At 70.0% G+C, this 18,638-nt stretch carries 15 protein-coding genes; 8 read left to right on the top strand and 7 right to left on the bottom strand.

Annotation, left to right across the window (positions count from 1 at the left end; genetic code table 11):
- Positions 1 to 79 precede the first annotated feature (79 nt).
- Both ACX6XY_RS02885 and ACX6XY_RS02880 read left to right on the top strand, forming a co-directional pair.
- Positions 80 to 799 (top strand): hypothetical protein, encoded by a 720-nt coding sequence (locus tag ACX6XY_RS02885; protein ID WP_460325937.1) that lies wholly within the window; start codon positions 80 to 82, stop codon positions 797 to 799.
- A 197-nt stretch (positions 800 to 996) separates the two neighbouring features.
- Positions 997 to 1,692, top strand: coding sequence for a sigma-70 family RNA polymerase sigma factor (locus ACX6XY_RS02880; RefSeq protein WP_460325935.1), 696 nt, complete (start codon positions 997 to 999; stop codon positions 1,690 to 1,692).
- Positions 1,693 to 1,753: 61 nt separating this feature from the next.
- Here ACX6XY_RS02880 and ACX6XY_RS02875 read toward each other — a convergent pair whose 3' ends face one another.
- Positions 1,754 to 2,542, bottom strand: coding sequence for a M23 family metallopeptidase (locus tag ACX6XY_RS02875; protein ID WP_460325933.1), 789 nt, complete (start codon positions 2,540 to 2,542; stop codon positions 1,754 to 1,756).
- 175 nt (positions 2,543 to 2,717) lie between these two features.
- On the opposite strand from ACX6XY_RS02875, the gene ACX6XY_RS02870 reads away from it, so the two are divergent.
- Complete coding sequence (locus ACX6XY_RS02870) at positions 2,718 to 4,025, top strand: hypothetical protein (protein ID WP_460325931.1); 1,308 nt, start codon at positions 2,718 to 2,720, stop codon at positions 4,023 to 4,025.
- Positions 4,026 to 4,153: 128 nt separating this feature from the next.
- Here ACX6XY_RS02870 and ACX6XY_RS02865 read toward each other — a convergent pair whose 3' ends face one another.
- Entirely contained in the window at positions 4,154 to 4,975 is an 822-nt protein-coding gene (locus ACX6XY_RS02865) for an SDR family NAD(P)-dependent oxidoreductase (RefSeq protein WP_460325929.1), read from the bottom strand.
- 282 nt (positions 4,976 to 5,257) lie between these two features.
- On the bottom strand, positions 5,258 to 6,784 hold the full coding sequence (locus tag ACX6XY_RS02860) for a helix-turn-helix domain-containing protein (protein ID WP_460325927.1): 1,527 nt from the start codon (positions 6,782 to 6,784) through the stop codon (positions 5,258 to 5,260).
- A 348-nt stretch (positions 6,785 to 7,132) separates the two neighbouring features.
- Between ACX6XY_RS02860 and acnA the strand changes: the two genes are divergently transcribed.
- The gene (acnA, locus tag ACX6XY_RS02855; protein ID WP_460325926.1) at positions 7,133 to 9,868 is read left to right on the top strand and encodes an aconitate hydratase AcnA; all 2,736 of its coding nucleotides are present in this window, start codon (positions 7,133 to 7,135) and stop codon (positions 9,866 to 9,868) included.
- Positions 9,869 to 10,239: 371 nt separating this feature from the next.
- On the opposite strand, the gene ACX6XY_RS02850 is transcribed toward acnA, so the two are convergent.
- From ACX6XY_RS02850 to ACX6XY_RS02835, 4 genes are read right to left on the bottom strand one after another with little or no spacing between them, the layout of a single operon-like run.
- On the bottom strand, positions 10,240 to 11,514 hold the full coding sequence (locus ACX6XY_RS02850; protein ID WP_460325924.1) for an MFS transporter: 1,275 nt from the start codon (positions 11,512 to 11,514) through the stop codon (positions 10,240 to 10,242).
- Positions 11,504 to 13,273: a condensation domain-containing protein gene (locus ACX6XY_RS02845; RefSeq protein WP_460325922.1), complete on the bottom strand. Its 1,770-nt coding sequence runs from the start codon at positions 13,271 to 13,273 to the stop codon at positions 11,504 to 11,506. Before ACX6XY_RS02845 ends, ACX6XY_RS02850 begins: the two co-directional genes overlap by 11 nt.
- On the bottom strand, positions 13,270 to 14,616 hold the full coding sequence (locus ACX6XY_RS02840) for a DUF6271 family protein (protein WP_460325920.1): 1,347 nt from the start codon (positions 14,614 to 14,616) through the stop codon (positions 13,270 to 13,272). The genes ACX6XY_RS02845 and ACX6XY_RS02840 overlap by 4 nt, the downstream gene beginning before the upstream one ends.
- Complete coding sequence (locus tag ACX6XY_RS02835) at positions 14,598 to 15,683, bottom strand: phytanoyl-CoA dioxygenase family protein (RefSeq protein WP_460326123.1); 1,086 nt, start codon at positions 15,681 to 15,683, stop codon at positions 14,598 to 14,600. The genes ACX6XY_RS02840 and ACX6XY_RS02835 overlap by 19 nt, the downstream gene beginning before the upstream one ends.
- 368 nt (positions 15,684 to 16,051) lie before the next feature.
- On the opposite strand from ACX6XY_RS02835, the gene ACX6XY_RS02830 reads away from it, so the two are divergent.
- From ACX6XY_RS02830 to ACX6XY_RS02815, 4 genes are all read left to right on the top strand, one after another.
- Positions 16,052 to 16,909: a class-II aminoacyl-tRNA synthetase family protein gene (locus tag ACX6XY_RS02830; RefSeq protein WP_460325918.1), complete on the top strand. Its 858-nt coding sequence runs from the start codon at positions 16,052 to 16,054 to the stop codon at positions 16,907 to 16,909.
- A gap of 50 nt (positions 16,910 to 16,959) precedes the next feature.
- Positions 16,960 to 17,211, top strand: coding sequence for an acyl carrier protein (locus ACX6XY_RS02825; protein ID WP_460325916.1), 252 nt, complete (start codon positions 16,960 to 16,962; stop codon positions 17,209 to 17,211).
- Positions 17,212 to 17,221: 10 nt separating this feature from the next.
- Complete coding sequence (locus tag ACX6XY_RS02820; protein ID WP_460325914.1) at positions 17,222 to 17,863, top strand: 4'-phosphopantetheinyl transferase family protein; 642 nt, start codon at positions 17,222 to 17,224, stop codon at positions 17,861 to 17,863.
- A 368-nt stretch (positions 17,864 to 18,231) separates the two neighbouring features.
- On the top strand, positions 18,232 to 18,588 hold the full coding sequence (locus ACX6XY_RS02815; protein WP_460325913.1) for a hypothetical protein: 357 nt from the start codon (positions 18,232 to 18,234) through the stop codon (positions 18,586 to 18,588).
- Positions 18,589 to 18,638 lie beyond the last annotated feature (50 nt).

Raw genomic sequence — 18,638 nt, 5'->3', positions numbered from 1 at the left:
CTCGTGTCGAGTGAGATACGAGGGGAGTTATACGTACCTTCACTTGAAGGGGGATCCGCGGATGCGAGGATGAAGCGCCATGACTGCTGGTTGGGGTGTGCGCACGGTACGGGCCGCGGTGTTCGCGGCCGTCTGCGTGCTGCTCTCGGCCCTGGGGCACGTCATGATGTCCGGCGTCCCGGTGGCCGGGTGGGCGCTGGCCGCCGGAGCCGCCACGGTCGGCGCCACGGCATGGTGCCTCGCTGGCCGGGAACGCGGATCGCGCGTCGTGATCACGTTCGCGGTGGCCGCTCAGACGGTGCTGCACTCGTGGTTCTCCTTCGCGCAGACATCGGTGAACCAGGTGCGGCCCGGCGGGACTTCGCCCACTGAGCGACTCCTGTCCGGCTTCTCGCCGCCGTCCCAGGCGGCCGCGCCGCCCACGCCCGCAGACGCCACGGGCCACGCCGCGCATGTGCCGTTCCCCGCGGACTCCACGGCGCACCACGCGGACGCGATGGCGTCGGTGGGCCACGACATGAGCGGACTGTCGTCCACCGGCATGCTGGCCGCGCACCTGCTCGCCGCCCTGCTGTGCGGGCTGTGGCTCGCGTACGGCGAACGCGCCGCCTTCCGCATTCTGCGGGCCCTGACCGGATGGCTCTTCGCCCCGCTGGAGTTGGCGCTCCGGCTGCCGACGCCCCCGCACCGCCCGCGAGTCCGTGCCCGCCGCTGGCACTCGTCCCGCGCGCTCAGGCAGTTCCTCCTCGTCCACGCGATCACTTCTCGGGGTCCGCCCGTGGGGACCGCTGTCGCCTGAGACAGCTGGCTCCCCGACCTCGCCCCAGGCCGCCGCGTCGCGGCCGACGGGCGGTTCGGGCAACGGCCCCGCGCCGCCGGTGACGCGTACGCACCGCGCCGCCGTCCCCGCGTAGGGCCGCACCCCAACACGCTTACCGGGACCGCGACGACGCATGCGCCGGCCCGCCGGTCCCGGATTCCCGAGAAGGACACCAGGTGATCACTCCTGCCCTATCCGCCTCGCGCGACCAGACGAAGCAGGCCGCCGGGACCATGCCGACCACGTACACCGCCCCGCCCACCCCGACCGGCCGGTCGATCCCGACCGACCCGCCCGACCCGGCGACGTCGACCGACGAGTCGATCACGGCCTGGGCGCTCGCCGCACGCGGCGGCGACTCCGAGGCCGTGGATCACTTCGTCCGCGCCCTGCAGCGCGACGTCCGCCGCTATGTCAGCTACCTCTGCGCCGACCCGCAGGCCGCCGACGACCTGGCCCAGGACACCTTTCTGCGCGCCCTGGGCAGCCTGCACCGCTTCGAGGGCCGCTCGTCGGCGCGTACCTGGCTGCTGTCCATCGCCCGCCGCGCGGTGATCGACAGCTTCCGGCACGCCGCCGCCCGGCCCCGGCTGTCCGACGCGGAGGACTGGCAGGGCGCCGTCGAGCGCGCCCAGCCGCACGACCTGCCCGGTTTCGACGACGGCATCGCCCTGGACGAACTGCTGTCCGCCCTGCCCGACGAACGCCGTGAGGCCTTCGTCCTCACCCAAGTCCTCGGCCTGCCCTACGCGGAGGCCGCGGCCGTGAGCGACTGCCCGGTCGGCACGGTCCGCTCCCGCGTGGCCCGCGCGCGTACCTCCCTGATCGAGTCCCTGCACGAGGCCGAGCACGCCGCCCTGGTGGACGCCTAGGCCTGACTGACCGCCAGGCGAGGGGCCCGCACCAGTCAGCTGGTCCGGGCCCCTCGCGGCGTCAGAACTCCGACTGCACCCCTCGGATGATCTTCCGCCCCGCATGCCAGGACGACGTCACATACCGCAGCCGCACCCCGTGCCCGCCCGACACCCGTAGCAGCTCCGCCGCCTGGAGCTGGTCGGGGGTGGGGTGCTCCATCGGCAGGAAGTAGTAGTTCTCGTCGTGGTCCAGGCGCACCCGCAGATACGGCACCTGGAGGTTCTTGTGCTGGAGGAGGCGTAGTTCGCGGATGTGGACCTCGGCGGTCTCCACCGCGCTGGCGTCGGAGAACGACCAGGGCTCCAGCGAAGGACCCGGATTGATCGGCACCGACAGCGTGTCCCCGGCGGGGGCGCCGACGTCGTTGACGATGTGCCGCAGCTCGAAATGCAGGTGCGGCCCCGAGGAGTGGGCGCCGATGAAGCCGATCAGCTGGCCCTCCCGGACGTCGGTGCCGGCGGGCAGCCCCACGCTCAGGTGGTAGTACATGCTCACATAGCCCAGCGAGTCGGGCTGGTGGTCCAGCACGACCCAGGCCGGGCCCCGGCTGTCGGTGGGGCTGCTCCCCGACACGGCGATCGTCCCGTCCGTGACGGCGAAGACGGGATCGCCCTGGTTCGCGACCAGGTCGACCCCCTCATGCGCACGGCGCGGGCTGTAGGTGACGGAGGTCCCCCCGACCGTGCCGGTGCGCGAGGAGTCGGTACGGACCGAGCCGAACTGGCCGTTGGGCAGGCGGCGGGTCAGGAAGCGCTGCAACGGCGATGTGAGCAGCAACGGGTCATGGACAGTGGCGTGGACCGTCAAGGCAGCCCCCTTGCTCTGTTGTTCCGTGGGACGCCGACGGCGCCCCATGAAGGGGTTCTTCCCCAGCCGGAAAGGGAGCACACGCACCGTGGTCCGGGTTCCGGGGCCTCGCGGCCAGCCGTCGGTCAGTCGGCGTGACAGCCGTAGGCTGTTGCCGGAAAACAAGGAGGGGACGATGACTGACGACCGCAAGGCGACCGTGCCTGTGTGGACGCTGGCGACCGCTGACGTCCGAGTGCCAGGGTTGACCGCGGGAGAGTCGATGACGGCTGAGCGCCTAGCTGAACTGCGCGGAGTGCTGGCCGTTCTGGCTGACGAGCCGATCCTCACACTTGAGGTGCATCCGCTGCCCGACAAGATCGACCGCAGCCGTGGCATCCCGCTCGATGCCGCGAGTCCCCTGGCGCAGTACCTGTCACAGTTCATCGCACAATCGGCGCGAACCTCCCTGACGACGGCCAGAGCAACCGCTTCTGGCGAGAATCTGTATCGCATGGTGGTCCCGGCGAAAGTCGCCGCCCAGTTCGGGCAGGGCCTCGTTCGGCCCATGACCTCGAAGGGGGCGGCCGGTGGCATCTTCGGCGAGCTCGTGAACTCGACGGGCAGGATCGCCTCCAAAGCGAGGTTCGTGCCAGTCGGAGGAGCGGCGGCGGGTACGGTCGGCGGAGCCGGTGCGACCGCCGGTGCCGCGGCAGCCGGCGGCACGGCGCTCACCGTGGCCGCTCCGCTCGTGCTCATGGCCGTGGCAGTGGGGGTGAGCGCGCATGCCGATCGCAGGCGCCAGCAGGCCATCGAGCACATCACGGAACTGCTGGAGCAGCTTCAGGAGGACAAGCTCGACGACGAGCGCAGCGAACTTGACGCCTGCCGCAACGCCATCGACAAAGCCACCGCCATTCTGCTCGACCAGGGCAAACTCGGTGTCTCGCTGGGACTCGACTCGGCGGTGCATGCCATCGACACGGCGCTGAGCAAGGCCAACGGCCGCCTTGCCCGATGGCAGAGCGCGCTCGACAGGCTGCCCGAGGGCAAGGCGGCCGAACTCGGCACCTTGACCAAGTCGTTCCCCGGCGTCGACGACGACGGCGGCACGTTCCACACCCACCTCGAACTCGCTTCCTTGGCCATCGCGATGATGCGGCGAGTGGTCGTCCTACAGGCAGTCGAGCGCGCACAGAGCGAGCCTGGCAATCCGTTCGAGAACTTCACCCGCGCCCTCAAATGCGATCAGCAGCGCCTCGACGAACTGGAGTCGGGCATCGCCGGTGTCCTGGAGCGTTTGTCGTCGTTGGAGCTGACCCGCTCGTCCAGCTTGGTGCCCCTGATGCACATCGGTGACGTCGATCGCCTGCTGCGCGCGGCGAACCGGATTCGCAAGCTGGGCGACGGCGTCATGGTCAACAGCCGCACGACGGACATGGCGGTTGAGATCGCCCGCGACAAGGACGGCTCGGTGGTCGTGTTCCCCGCGCTGCCCGCATAGGCTCAGGCGCGCTCGCACCTGACACGAGGCCGTACACCGCTCCGGTCAGCGTCCTGCGGCGTGCCCCAGGAACGGAGTTGGCCACGCTGAGCAGCGGGACGCCGCGCCGGGTAGTTGACTCGGGCGGATCAGCGTTCCACACCGTCGCGTGGGGCGACTTGGAAATCGAAGGCGAGGGTTCCGGGATCAAGCGCCGTCGCGCCACCGTCAACCGTGAGTACTGCGCCATTGACGTACGACGCTGCCGGGGAAAGCAGCCAGCTGATCGCCTCCGCGACTTCACATGGCTCGGCGGGCCGACCCAAGGGCAGAAGCCTGGTCGCCTCCTCGTAGGCGGACTCGGCGCCGCCTTCCGGCAGGTCTGTCTCCTCGGCGAAACGCGCCATGCGGCGGTCGGCCATCTCGCTTCGTACCCAGCTGGGACACACGATATTGGCGCGCACCCCCTGACGCCCGTAGTCGACGGCGACTGAGCGGCAAAGCTGAAGCAGGGCTGCCTTGGACGTGGCATACGGGACGTTGCTCGCGCCGTTGCGCAGTGCGGACACCGAGGCGACAGCGACCACCGACCCATGCGCCTCCAACAAGTGCGGTATCGCCGCGCGCAGAAGCATCAGCGGACCGGTGAGGTTGGTGCGCATCACGTCGTCCCAGTCGTCCAACGACAGATCTCCGACGGTTCCGCCGCGTCCGATGCCCGCGTTAAGCACGAGCCCGTCGAGTCGCCCATGGGCGGCCAGGGTCGTGCGCACGAGACCGTCGGCAGCATCGGGGGCGCCTACATCAGAGGGATATGCCAGTACTCCAGTTTCCCGTTCGAGGCGCCGCAACGGTTCGGACCGCCGACCGGTGATGACTACGTGGTGCCCGCTCTCACGCAGCAGTCTGGCGGTGGCTTCCCCCACGCCCGTACCGCCGCCGGTCACGATGACAACTCGCTTATCTGTCAACGTTGTTCAGACTCCTGCTCCTGGATCGCGCAACGCATCCGATCTTAGAGGAGGCTACGCACCCAGTGCCCCACTGCCGATGGTTCGGGGGTGATTGGTCATGCCGGGGCACGGTCGCTGGTGGATCTCGCTGACGCCACAGGGCTGGCCGCCGCGTGCTCCGCCGTTCTCAGGCCGCTTCGGCAGCGGGGCCGAGTCTCAGACAAGTCCCAGAGCTTTCGCCGTACCCCCTTCTGGCCCGCTGCGGCGCAAGTCAGAAAGGGGTGCGGCGGCATCCGCGCATCAGATGTCGCGGAATGTCTCGATCTGCGCGCCCACCGAGTTGAGCCGCTCGGCCAGGTCCTCGTACCCGCGGTTGATGACGTACACGTTGCGCAGCACGGACGTGCCCTCCGCCGCCATCATGCCCAGCAGGACGACCACCGCGGGCCGCAGCGCGGGCGGGCACATCATCTCCGACGCCCGCCAGCGGGTCGGGCCCTCGACCAGCACCCGGTGCGGGTCCAGGAGTTGCAGCCTGCCGCCGAGCCGGTTGAGGTCGGTCAGGTAGATGGCGCGGTTGTCGTACACCCAGTCGTGGATCAGGGTCTTGCCCTGGGCCACTGCCGCGATCGCCGCGAAGAACGGCACGTTGTCGATGTTCAGGCCGGGGAACGGCATCGGGTGGATCTTGTCGATCGGCGCCTCCAGTTTGGAGGGGCGTACGGTCACGTCCACCAGCCGGGTACGGCCGTTGTCGGCCGCGTACTCGGGGGAGCGGTCCTGGTTGAGACCCATCTCCTCCAGCACCGCCAGCTCGATCTCCATGAACTCGATCGGTACCCGGCGGATGGTGAGTTCGGACTCGGTGACCACCGCGGCGGCGATCAGGCTCATCGCCTCGACCGGGTCCTCGGACGGCGAGTAGTCGACGTCCGTGTCGATCTCCGGCACGCCGTGCACGGTGAGCGTGGTGGTGCCGACGCCGTCGACCCGGACCCCGAGCGCCTCCAGGAAGAAGCACAGGTCCTGGACCATGTAGTTGGACGACGCGTTGCGGATGACGGTCACCCCGTCGTGCCGGGCGGCGGCGAGCAGCGCGTTCTCGGTCACCGTGTCGCCGCGCTCGGTCAGCACGATCGGCCGGTCCGGGGCCGTGCGCCGCACCTCGGCGTGGTAGATCCCCTCGGTGGCCGTGATGTCCAGGCCGAACCGGCGCAGCGCGATCATGTGCGGCTCGATGGTCCGGGTGCCGAGATCGCAGCCGCCCGCGTACGGGAGCTTGAAGCGGTCCATGCGGTGCAGCAGCGGGCCCAGGAACATGATGATCGACCGGGTGCGGCGCGCGGCCTCCGTGTCGATGGCGTCCAGGTCGAGCTCGGCGGGCGGGACGATCTCCAGATCGCCGCCGTCGTTGATCCAGCGGGTGCGTACGCCGATGGAGTTCAGCACCTCCAGGATGCGGAAGACCTCCTCGATGCGGGCCACCCGGCGCAGCACGGTGCGCCCCTTGTTCAGCAGCGAGGCGCAGAGCAGCGCCACACAGGCGTTCTTGCTCGTCTTGACGTCGATGGCGCCGGACAGGCGGCGGCCGCCGACCACGCGCAGGTGCATCGGCCCGGCGTAGCCCAGAGAGACGATCTCGCTGTCCAGAGCTTCACCAATTCGAGCGATCATCTCAAGACTGATGTTTTGGTTCCCGCGCTCAATGCGGTTCACGGCACTCTGACTTGTGGCGAGTGCCTCGGCGAGCTGCGACTGTGTCCAGCCCCGGTGTTGCCGGGCGTCACGGATGAGCTTGCCGATGCGTACGAGGTAGTCATCTGACATGGCGGCAGGCTATCTCAGATATGAGATGCGGACGCGCTGGGGGTGGCATAAGGGTGGCGGAGGGTCAAATAGGGTTGCCTCTGGCCAAATCGGACTCCGGTGAGCGAGGTCAGGATCGGCGGGCGAGTGGCGTTTCCGGCCGGGTCGGCCGGGTCGGGGCATGACCCAGCGGCCGCGATGTACTAGAGTTATCTCGACATCGAGATATCTGCCGAGGCGCACCGCGACCGCACGCCAGCATCGAGTCTGACGGTAAGGGTTACCTAACTAAGCCTTACCTTAGCGGATCGGCGGCAAGGCGTGGCGGCAGGATGCGGTGGTACGCGCACATAAATGAAGGAGACTGTCGTGTCGGCGAACAGCTTCGACGCCCGCGCCACGCTGCGCGTGGGCGACGAGTCGTACGAGATCTTCAGGCTGGACAAGGTCGAGGGCGCCGCACGCCTTCCCTACAGCCTGAAGGTGCTGCTGGAGAACCTGCTCCGCACCGAGGACGGCGCGAACATCACCGCCGACCACATCCGGGCGCTCGGCGGCTGGGACTCCCAGGCCCAGCCCGCCCAGGAGATCCAGTTCACGCCGGCCCGCGTGATCATGCAGGACTTCACCGGCGTGCCCTGCGTCGTGGACCTCGCCACCATGCGCGAGGCCGTCAAGGAGCTCGGCGGCGACCCGGCGAAGATCAACCCGCTGGCCCCGGCCGAGCTGGTCATCGACCACTCCGTGATCGCCGACAAGTTCGGCACCAAGGACGCCTTCGGCCAGAACGTCGAGCTGGAGTACGGCCGCAACCGCGAGCGCTACCAGTTCCTGCGCTGGGGCCAGACCGCGTTCGACGAGTTCAAGGTCGTCCCGCCGGGCACCGGCATCGTCCACCAGGTCAACATCGAGCACCTGGCGCGCACGGTCATGGTCCGTAACGGCCAGGCGTACCCCGACACGCTCGTCGGCACCGACTCGCACACCACCATGGTCAACGGTCTCGGCGTGCTCGGCTGGGGCGTCGGCGGCATCGAGGCCGAGGCCGCGATGCTCGGCCAGCCGGTCTCGATGCTCATCCCGCGCGTCGTCGGCTTCAAGCTGACCGGTGAGCTGAAGCCGGGTACCACGGCCACAGACCTCGTCCTCACCATCACCGAGATGCTGCGCAAGCACGGCGTCGTCGGCAAGTTCGTCGAGTTCTACGGCGAGGGCGTGGCCGCCACCAGCCTCGCCAACCGCGCCACCATCGGCAACATGTCGCCGGAGTTCGGCTCCACCGCCGCGATCTTCCCGATCGACGACGAGACGCTGAAGTACCTGCGCCTGACCGGCCGCGACGAGCAGCAGGTCGCGCTGGTCGAGGCGTACGCCAAGGAGCAGGGCCTCTGGCTGGACCCGGCCGCCGAGCCCGACTTCTCCGAGAAGCTGGAGCTGGACCTGGCCACGGTCGTCCCGTCGATCGCCGGTCCCAAGCGCCCGCAGGACCGCATCGTCCTCGCCAACGCCAAGCAGCAGTTCGCGCAGGACGTACGCAACTACGTCGAGGACGACGACGAGGCGGGCAAGGAGTCTTTCCCGGCCTCCGACTCCCCGGCCGCCTCCAACGGCGTGCCGTCGCGCCCGACCACCGTCACCGCCCCCGACGGCACGACGTACGAGATCGACCACGGCGCGGTGACCGTCGCGGCCATCACCTCCTGCACCAACACCTCGAACCCGTACGTCATGGTCGCCGCCGCGCTGGTGGCCAAGAAGGCGGTCGAGAAGGGCCTGACCCGCAAGCCGTGGGTCAAGACCACCCTCGCTCCGGGCTCCAAGGTCGTCACCGACTACTTCGACAAGGCGGGGCTCACCCCCTACCTCGACAAGGTCGGCTTCAACCTCGTCGGCTACGGCTGCACCACCTGCATCGGCAACTCCGGCCCGCTGCCGGACGAGGTCTCCAAGGCCGTCAACGACCACGACCTGGCCGTGACCTCGGTGCTCTCCGGCAACCGCAACTTCGAGGGCCGGATCAACCCCGACGTCAAGATGAACTACCTGGCGTCCCCGCCGCTGGTCGTCGCGTACGCCATCGCGGGCTCCATGAAGGTGGACATCACCACCGAGGCGCTGGGCACCGACACCGAGGGCAACCCGGTCTTCCTGAAGGACATCTGGCCGTCCGAGGCCGAGGTGAACGACGTCGTGGCGAACGCCATCGGCGAGGACATGTTCTCCAAGTCCTACCAGGACGTCTTCGCGGGCGACGCCCAGTGGCAGGCGCTGCCGATCCCGACCGGCAACACCTTCGAGTGGGACGCCGAGTCGACGTACGTCCGCAAGCCCCCCTACTTCGAGGGCATGACGATGGAGACCACCCCGGTCTCCGACATCGCCGGTGCGCGCGTGCTGGCCAAGCTGGGCGACTCGGTCACCACCGACCACATCTCCCCGGCGGGCGCGATCAAGGCCGACACCCCGGCCGGTCAGTACCTCACGGAGCACGGCGTGCAGCGCCGCGACTTCAACAGCTACGGCTCGCGCCGCGGCAACCACGAGGTCATGATCCGCGGCACGTTCGCCAACATCCGCCTGCGCAACCAGATCGCGCCGGGCACCGAGGGCGGCTTCACCCGCGACTTCACCCAGGCCGACGCGCCGGTGTCGTTCATCTACGACGCCTCGCGCAACTACATCGACCAGGGCATCCCGCTGGTCGTCCTCGCGGGCAAGGAGTACGGCTCCGGCTCGTCCCGCGACTGGGCCGCCAAGGGCACCGCGCTGCTCGGCGTCAAGGCCGTCATCGCCGAGTCCTACGAGCGCATCCACCGCTCGAACCTCATCGGCATGGGCGTCCTCCCGCTGCAGTTCCCGGCGGGCGTGACGGCCGAGTCCCTCGGGCTCACCGGCGAGGAGACGTTCAGCATCACCGGCGTGACCGAGCTGAACAACGGCACCACGCCGTCCACGGTCAAGGTCACCACCGACACCGCCCCCGGCGAAGCCGACAATGTACGCCGTGACTTCGACGCGGTCGTCCGCATCGACACCCCCGGCGAGGCCGACTACTACCGCAACGGCGGCATCATGCAGTACGTGCTGCGCCAACTCGTCGGTTGATGAGCTGATCGGCTCGGATGCCGGAGGATCTGGTCGCTGACCCGTTGCCAACGGCCGTCGCACCAGAGCCTCGCACAAGCGCCCCGTCAGGCTTCGGCCGATGCTGTCGGCGAATTCGGGGGCGCGCGTGACGTCGGCCTTCAAGACCCGGTCGTGGTCTTGAAGGCCGACGTCGTCGTGACTCGTGGCCGTCGGGCGGGAGCAGGGAGGCCAGGACTCGCTGCCTGATCATCCCGGCCGTCCCGAGTGCGGTGGTCGCACGATGTCCTGCTCGTTCCCGTCGGGCCGCTGGCTGGCCGTGCCGTCACTGCAAAGCGGCCGCAGTACGTCGTACCGGCTATGCCCGGTACGACGCGCCCCGGTGGTACGCGTCAGGCCGCCGGTTCGCTGTCCGCCGTTCGCGGCATGCCCTCCGGCGCCCTGCGCAGCGCGCGGATCGCCGGCGCGCTGAGCATGACGGCCAGCAGGACGAACGACATGACCGACGAGAAGATCAGCACTTCGTTCGCGCCGAACGTGTCGGCTGCCGGGCCCGCCAGGGCGCGGCCGAGCGGGATGACCATGATGGAGCCGGCGACGTCGTACGCGGAGACGCGGCTCAGGACCGTCAGCGGGATGTGCGACTGGACGCTGGTCGCCCACATCACCCCCCAGAACGCGAAGCCGTAGCCTGCGATGACATGGGCGACGGCCGTGGCCGCGAAGGACCATTCGAGGGCCGGTGCCAGGGGGTTGAGGGCGAAGCAGAGCATGGCGAGGGCGCCCGCCACGAGAGGACGTCGAGGGCGGACCCGCATGCCGATCAGGCCGCCGATGATCGTGCCCGCGCCGTCCGCCGATGCGATCCAGCCGTACCCGCTCGCCCCGTGCTGCTCGATCATCAGCGTCGCGCCCAGCGGCAGCGCGGGGCCGAACACGAACAGGCCGTAGACGGACCAGACCGCGATGACGCTCCACAGCCACTGGCGGGACCGGAACTCCTGCCAGCCCGTCGCGAGCCTTCGCCACATCGGGGCGTCGCCCTCGTCGCGCACGGTGGGCAGCTTCCGCAGCGGCATCAGGACCGCCGCGCTGAGCGCGTACGCCGCCGCGATGACCAGGTACGAGCCGGAGACCTGCCAGTACGCGACCAGGATGCCCGCCAGGCCCGGGCCCAGCAGGGTGCTCAGGGCCTCGGAGATCCGCAGCAGCGCGTTGGCCTTCTGGATGTCCTCGGCGACCCGGGGGACCATGCTCGCCATTCCGGGCTGGAACATCGCGGACGCGGCGCCGCTGAGCGCCATCAGCGCCATGATCTGCCACAGCGGGACGCCGTCCGAGAAGAAGAGCAGCCCGCCCAGCGTCACCATGGCCAGCATCCGCACCAGGTCGGCGCAGATCATCATCAACTGAGGGGTGAACCGGTCGGCCAGCACCCCGCCGAACAACACCAGAAGGACGATCGGGGTCATCCACGCGGCCAGCGCGTACCCGACGCCGCTCGCACCGTGGCCCGCTCCCAGCACCGCCGCCGTGAGGGAGACCATCAGCATGCCGTCGGCCAGCAGCGACGCACTGCGGGCCGTGAAGAACAGCCGGAACCGGCCCGACCGCCAGGGGCTGGGCGGCAGCTCGGGCTTCTGGCGGGTGCTGTCGTCAACGCTCATGTCGCACCCGCCGGCTCCTGCCGGTCCCTTCCTCGATGATCTGCCGACGCCACGCGTCGCTCCGGTCCGCCTGGTCAGGCGGGCTCTCGACGAGCACATAGCGGCGGGGTGTGATGACGCCTGTACCGCCGTGGGCGGGAACCTCGGCCATCAGCGCCTCGTGGGCTCCGACCGGTGTCAGGGCGGCGTCACCGACGGCGATGTACGCGGTGAGGCCGGGAGGCGAACTGTCCCCACCGGCTTCCACCTCGATGTGCACGGGCAGCCCGCCCACCGCCGATCCCAGCGCGTCCCGCACGGCGGTCGGCGACACCCAACAGCCGTCCACCCGCGTCCAGCCGGGGCCGCGCTCGGCCGGCCTGATGCCCGTCACCTCGCCGAGCGAGTCCAGCGGCACGTCCCCGTCGGCGGCCGCCTCCAGCAGCTGCACCAAACCGGTCAGGAAGCCCTCCGCCTCCTGCGTGGTGAACAGCGCGGGGTCGGCCCACAGGGAGATGTGGAGCTGGGGCGCCGTCTCGTACGTGAACGCCAGCATCCGCGTCGGCAGCGCCTGGAACGGGCCCCAGGTCAGCTCCAGTTCGGCGGCGCCGCTGTCCTGCGGTGGCGCCGAGAGGAGGGTGGCGGGAAGCGCGCTGACGTCGTTGAAGACCACGTCCCGCGCGAAGTGGCTGCCGCGCTCCTCGGTGACCCGGCCGATCATTTCCCACAGGCGTACGGAGTCGAACTGGCTGTGCCGGTAGGCGTTGAGGGCCGCGCCCCAGGTTTTGCGGACCAGGGTGTCGAAGGACGGGACTCGCACGCCCAGGCAGAGCAGCGCGTCCTGGGAGAGAGTGTTCACCGAGCGGGCGGTGCTGGGGTGGAACCGGTTTGAGGTCGGCACGGCCGTGACGCAGGAGTCCTGACCGGCCCGGTGGGCGACCAGTGCGCACCAGGCCGCGAGCAGCACGGTGGCCTCCGGGTTCCCGGTGCGTCCGGCCGCTGCGGCGAGGGCCCGTGCGCCGCGCCGGGACCGGAGGGTGAGCTGCCGGGCCCGGCCGTCCGCACCAGCCGCACGCGGCTCGGCGAACATTTCCTGCGGCTCGGTGCGGATGATCCGCTCCCAGTACCGCAGGGACGCCTCCGACTTCCGCTTTCCGGTGGACGAGGCCTCCTCGGCGGCCAGGTCGAGCGGGGAGAAGGAAGCCGGGGCGGGTAGTTCCTCACCTGCCAGCAGGGCGAGGAACTCCTCCCGCAGGACGGCCAGCGCACTGCCGTCGGTCACCGCGTGGCTGGATGCCAGGGCGGCGTGGACGGGTGCACCGTCGAGGGTGAGCAGCGAGATCCGCAGGGGGAACTCCCGGTCGAGGGCGAAGCGGCCGGCGCGGGCGGCCCGCGCCACCGATTCGGCGTACCGGGCGGACTCTGCGGGGAACTCTGTGTGCTCGACGACGGTCACCGTGAAGGTGCCCTCGGCCGCCACCACCTGTTCCACGGGCGCGGCCCCCGGCTTGCCCGGAAACGTGGTGCGCAGCCCTTCGTGGCGCAGGGCCAGGGTGCGCAGGGCGTCGACGGCCGAGTCCAGGCAGGTACCCGGAGGGATCGCCCACACATCGTGGTTGTTGATGTGCTCGGGGTCGTCCCGCAGAATGCAGCGGATCATGTTGGCCTGGCCCATGGTGAGAGGGCCGCGGCGCTCTTCACCGCCCGCGTAGGCGACGGTGACCGTGCTGGTGCGTGGGGGATTCGGGTGCATGGTGTCCTTGCCGACGGCGGAGGTCATCGGTTCACGGTCAGGCGGTGTCCGGCCGCGAACGGCAAGACACTCCCCAGGTCCACTTCGGCGCTGGCACGGGCCAGCGACTCCCAGTGGTCCATCAGGAGCGCGAAGTCGGCCATGTCGTCCCGTGCCTCGTCCAGGAGCCGGGAGCGGCGGTCGGCGAGCGTGTCCGCGACCGCCGTGTAACGGCCCCCGAGCTGCCGGTACGCACGGTCGATGACGTCCAGGCGGCGTACGTTCTCGGCTCGGTCGAGGCCGACGCTGTCCCGGACGAAACCGGCGACCATGGAGGCCCGGATGTGTCCCTCGGCGTCGAGCAGCGACTCGCCGGCCGCCGCCGTCCTCGCGTACACGGCGTTGAGGTACGTCTTCGACAGCAGGAACTTCGCGAAGCGCAGCTGGTACCCGAGGAACCCGGCGTCCGTACGCCGTTCCGGGGTATGGAAGTTGACGATGTGCCGGTTGTGCTGGACGCCGGGCAGCCGGGCGTCGTGGACGAGGTGGGTCAGAAAGTAGTCGGTGCCGATGGTGTCTGCGGCGGGCGGCAGCGGGACTCTGCGGTAGACCTCGTGGGCGAGTCCGATGTTGCACATGTCCACGTGCATCGGGCTGATGGGGGAGAGGGTGGTGCGGTCGCCACTGAATGCCTCGTCCCCGGCACCCCGGAAGGATGCGTCGATCAGATGTCCGCGCCAGATCTCCGGGAATCCCTCGGGTATCGACAGGCCGGCCAACTCGCGATAGATGTCCGGGGCCAGCTCGCGGATCTCCGCGACGTCCACGGACATCTCGCCCACGAAGGAGCCGCCGGTGATCGCCACGCGCCGGTCGCCGGATCCCGGTGCGAGCAGGCTCCGGGTCGCTGACTCCCGTACGTCATCCGCCCGTTGCCCCAGGTAGGTGAGTTCCTGGTGGAGGGGGAAGACCGGTTCGCCGTCGAGATACTGGTAGCGGCTGTCGGAGTCCCGGCGGTGGACGGACGCGCAGCCGAGGGCCTGGGCGACGAGGAACGCCCGGTTGGTGCAGGCGCCGTAGGAGACGCGGGACGGCAGCATCAGTTCCAGCAGCCGGTCCTGCGGAGCCCCGCCGGACCGGCCGGTCACCTCGCGCAGGAAGGCACGCTGCTCGTCCTCGTCCAGGTGGTGGACGGTCACACCGGGGGACGTGGGCAGTGCCGCCACCACCTGCCGGTGCCGGGCGAGCACCGGCGCGGGGGAGGAGTCCAGGACGAGCAGATGCACCTCGACGTCGAACTTCCGGGCGCCGTAGGCCGCTTCCTCGCCGATCGCCACGATGGTGCCGGCGCAGGCGCGGTGGGTAGGCAGGGTCAGACAGACGCGACGCACGAAGGCTCCCCGTTCTGCGCGGCGGACGGCGCCTCGTCGGCACCCCGCGTGGAGGGTGCTGTGTCCTCGACCGGGTCCTGCCACGAGGCGAGCCCCAGCAGTCGGCTGCCCAGCGGGTTCAGGTCGGCCGTGGGATAGCGCTGGTACTCGGGCCGCACCGGGTCGCCGACCAGGGTGCGGTTCCAGCGTGGGGTGCGCAGGTGGCGCCAGGACTCCACACGGGACCTGCGCAGCCGCTCGTGCTCCTCCAGCGCGGGCATCATCGACAGGTACTGCACGGCCCGCACCCCGTTCTCGGAGAGGTTGCGCGCCACTCCGTGGGCCAGCAGACCGTTCCAGATGAGCAGGTCGCCGGGCCGCAGATCCGGTCGTACGACGGGGAGTTCGTCCCGGTCGATGTCCGGGCGCAGAGGGTCCCGGTCCGCGGGTTGGCCCGTCTTCCAGATGTCGAACTGCCGGAACAGCTCCGGGCAGCACTGGAAGCCGCCCGTCTCCATCTGGGTGTCGTTGAGCGCGATGATGCCCTGCACCCGCTGCGGTGGGACGGCGAGCGTGGTGTCGATGTCCCAGTGGAGTTCGATGTCGAAGCCCCGGTCCGTCGGCTCGATCAGGGCGCGGTCACGGTTGCCCCGGTTCGGCGGATTCAGGTTGAGCCGGTCCAGGGTGACCCACAGCTCCTCGCAGTCCCATACGTCGACGAAGGCGTCGTACACCCGCTGCGACTGCCGGTTGTCCCAGAGCAGCTGGTGGTGGTACGCCTCCACGAAGCCGTAGATGTGCAACTGCCGGTCCAGCTCGGAGCGCAGCGGCCGGTCCTCGTACCAGGTTTCCGGCCGCTCAGGGTCCAGCCCCTGGAAGTTCCAGGTGAAGTCCAGCAGTTGACGTGCCGCCGACGCCGGAACCGCTTCCCGGACGATGACATAGCCGTAGGTCTGCCAGTGGGCGAAGTCCTCCTCGGACAGCACCCGCAGCGGACGCGACTTGTCGAGTTCCCGCAGAGCGGTCTGCGCGAGGTAGACCTCGCCGTCCGCGCTGAAGTACGGGACATCCGACGCCGCTCGGTGCAGGCGGGGCCGACGGCGGGACGGATGGCGGTGCCGTGGTGGGAAGAGCCGCGACTACGTAGGTCAGCAGGATTGGTCCAGACCACCTGGGCTGTCAAGGGCCCGGCGCATATGGCGATACGGGATGCCGTTCCGTGCCTGACGGTCACTGAACTGATACCCGTCGTTCGGCATTTTTGGTCTAGACAACAAGTGAGTAGCGGACCTAGTGTCCAAGGGTGCGGTCGGGTTCTGACGGGCTGTCAACCCGTTTACCCGCCTGCGCTCCGGCCGGTGACGGCCCTCTTGAGGACCGCCGACCCCAAGGCGTCGCGGTCCGTGCATCCGGTGGGTGTCCAGACGGTCGGCCCAACCCAGAAAGACGCGGTTTCATGAACACAACCAGCATCACGGACCTGCCGGGTATCGAACTGAAGAGCCCCGGTGCCGGGCTGATCACGCTGGACCCGGTCCGCACCACTCTGCTGCGGGGCCTGGACGAACTGCTGACCGGCCTGGCCACTCGGCTCTCCGCTTCTGAGGTCGTCGGGCCGCCCCTGCTGTCCGCCGACGGACTGGCACGGCTGGACTTCTTCCGCAACTTTCCCCATCTCGGCGTCTCTGCTGGGCGGTTCGACCCGGAATCGCTCGACGGCCTGGCCTCCGGAGGCTCACCGCGGGACCTCCCGCTGCACCCGACCGGCCACGTGCTGCCGTCCGCGACCTGCTACGGCCTCCTGCTCTCCCTGGAAGGAGGGGACGTCGGCGAGGACGGGCTGCGGCTCTCGGCGGTCGGCCGCTGCTTCCGCAACGAGACCCACTACGACGGCCTGCGCCGCCTGTGGGGGTTCCATATGCGTGAGGTGATCTACCTCGGCACCAGGGACGGTGCCACCGAACACCAGGAAAACGGCGGGGAGTTCATCCAGGAGGCGGCCGGGCGGCTGGGGCTGACCCTGGCTCGGGAGGCGGCCGACGACCCGTTCTACGACAACGGGGGATCGCGGGCGCGCCTGATGGCGCTGGATCCGGTGAAGTACGAGTACAGAGCCCCCGACGGAACCGCCATCGCCTCCGTCAACCGGCACCGCAACTTCTTCGGCGAGCGGCTCGGCATCCGCGCCGGATCCCACGGGCCCGCGTACAGCTCCTGCGTCGCCTTCGGCGTCGAGCGCTGGGTGCACGCGATGATCCTCGCCCATGGCACCGCCGAGCAAGCCCTGGAGCGGCTCCGCGCCGCTGCTTCCTGACCTCCCCGGCCCCAGCGGTCACAGAACAAGTCTGAGGAGCGATTTCTCGCATGGAACGTGTCGTAGCGTGGCTCTACGAGAAGAATCCCGGCCTCGACGGCCCCATCGGCGTCGACGAGGACCTCATCGAGGCCCGCCTCATCGACTCCATGGACTTCCTGGAGTTCATCGATCTCCTGGAGGAGATCTCGGGCAGCGGCATTGACTTGCAGGAAGTCACCATCGACGACTTCCGCACCCTCGCCCGCGTCAAGGAGCGCTTCCTGAGCTCCGTCGGCCTCACGGAGGCGCCTGCCGTGTGAGCACGCGCCGGTGACCCGTTTCCCGTCGCCGTACGAGAAGGGCGCGGCCACCGTCGCGCTCGTGGGCACCACCGCCGAGGTGCTGGCGCACCCGGAGCTGGACGAAGCCTTGCTCGCCCCGTGGGAGCGGCGACGGCTCGCGGGAATCCGGGTGCCCGGCCGGCGCGACGAAGTCGTGGCGGCCCGTCTGCTGTTGCGGCTGTGCGCCTCCCGGATCACCGGGCGGCCGCCCTGGGAAGTGGAGCCGGCCCAGCGCTGCCCCGAGTGCGACCGGGAGGGACACGGCCGGCCCTACCTCCCGGACCACCCCGAGCTGGGCGCCGCCTTCAGCCACGCCGACGGGCTGGTCGCGGCGGCGGTCGGCCCCGGCCCAGTTGGCATCGACGTGGAGCCCCTGACGCGTCGGCCGGGACCCCTGCCCGTACTGCGGCGGCTGCTGCCGGAGGCCGAGGTGGACGCCGCCTGCGCCGAGCCGGACCCCGGCCGGGCACTGCTGCGGCTGTGGGTTCGCCGGGAGGCGCTGTACAAGGCCGGGCGGGACGACGTCCGGTTGACCGAATGGACGGACCACTGCCGCGCGGCCGTGGTGGCCCTCGCGGGCGCCGTCCCCTGGGCGGCCCGCCCCGCCTCGGCCCCGCTGCCAGGTCGATGAGGCGGCAGACCGCTGCTGTGTCGACACGGAAAACCCTTCTCCTGTCGCTGAGGGTGCGGCGCGCATCGTGGTGGAGACCGGGAGGCCGGGAGGCCGGCCAGTGAGGTTCCCCCGGTGTCCGGGAGGTGCTGATCAGGTGGTCAGGGTGGGTTGACGGGGTTTGAGGTCGGCGGCGGGCGGCGGAGGACGCCGTGCAGCACACAGTATGACCGGACCGGCTCACGGGTGGGCCGCACGCCGCAGGCTCCGCCCGCTCTGGCGTCAGCCGGCGGAGCCGACAGGCTCCTCGGGGAACCACGCGGTCATCTCCGTGTAGCGAGCTGGCGGCTCGTCCGTGGCGGCGGGCCAGTCCCGCTCGCCCTGCGGCCTTGGCAGCCGTCTTGGGCAGGAAGCGGCGCGCGTCCTCGCCGACGGTGAGCGCGCCCAGCACGATGTCGGCCGGGTCGGCGCCGGGCTCGGCCGTGGGGTCGAGGACGACGAAGCCCATCGCCCAGTCCCTGCGGTTCCTGCTGCGTGACCGCGACGACAAGTACGGTGCGGCGTTCGACGCGGTCTTCAAGGCAGAGCCCGGCAGGTCCTGGCCGTCTACCAGCAGCACTACAACGCGCACCGCCCCCACCGAGCCCGGCACCAGCTACCACCCGACGCCCAGGAACAGCCCAACGCCGCAGTGCACGACCTGGACGCTCGCCGAGTGCTGCGGACCCGGCTCCCCGGCGGCCTGATCAAGCCTGATCCGCAAGTAAGCGATCCGGCTCGGGGCGCGGTCCGTCGC

This window comes from Streptomyces sp. O3, assembly GCF_054788135.1.
This window is presented reverse-complemented; position numbering and strand designations above follow the sequence as displayed.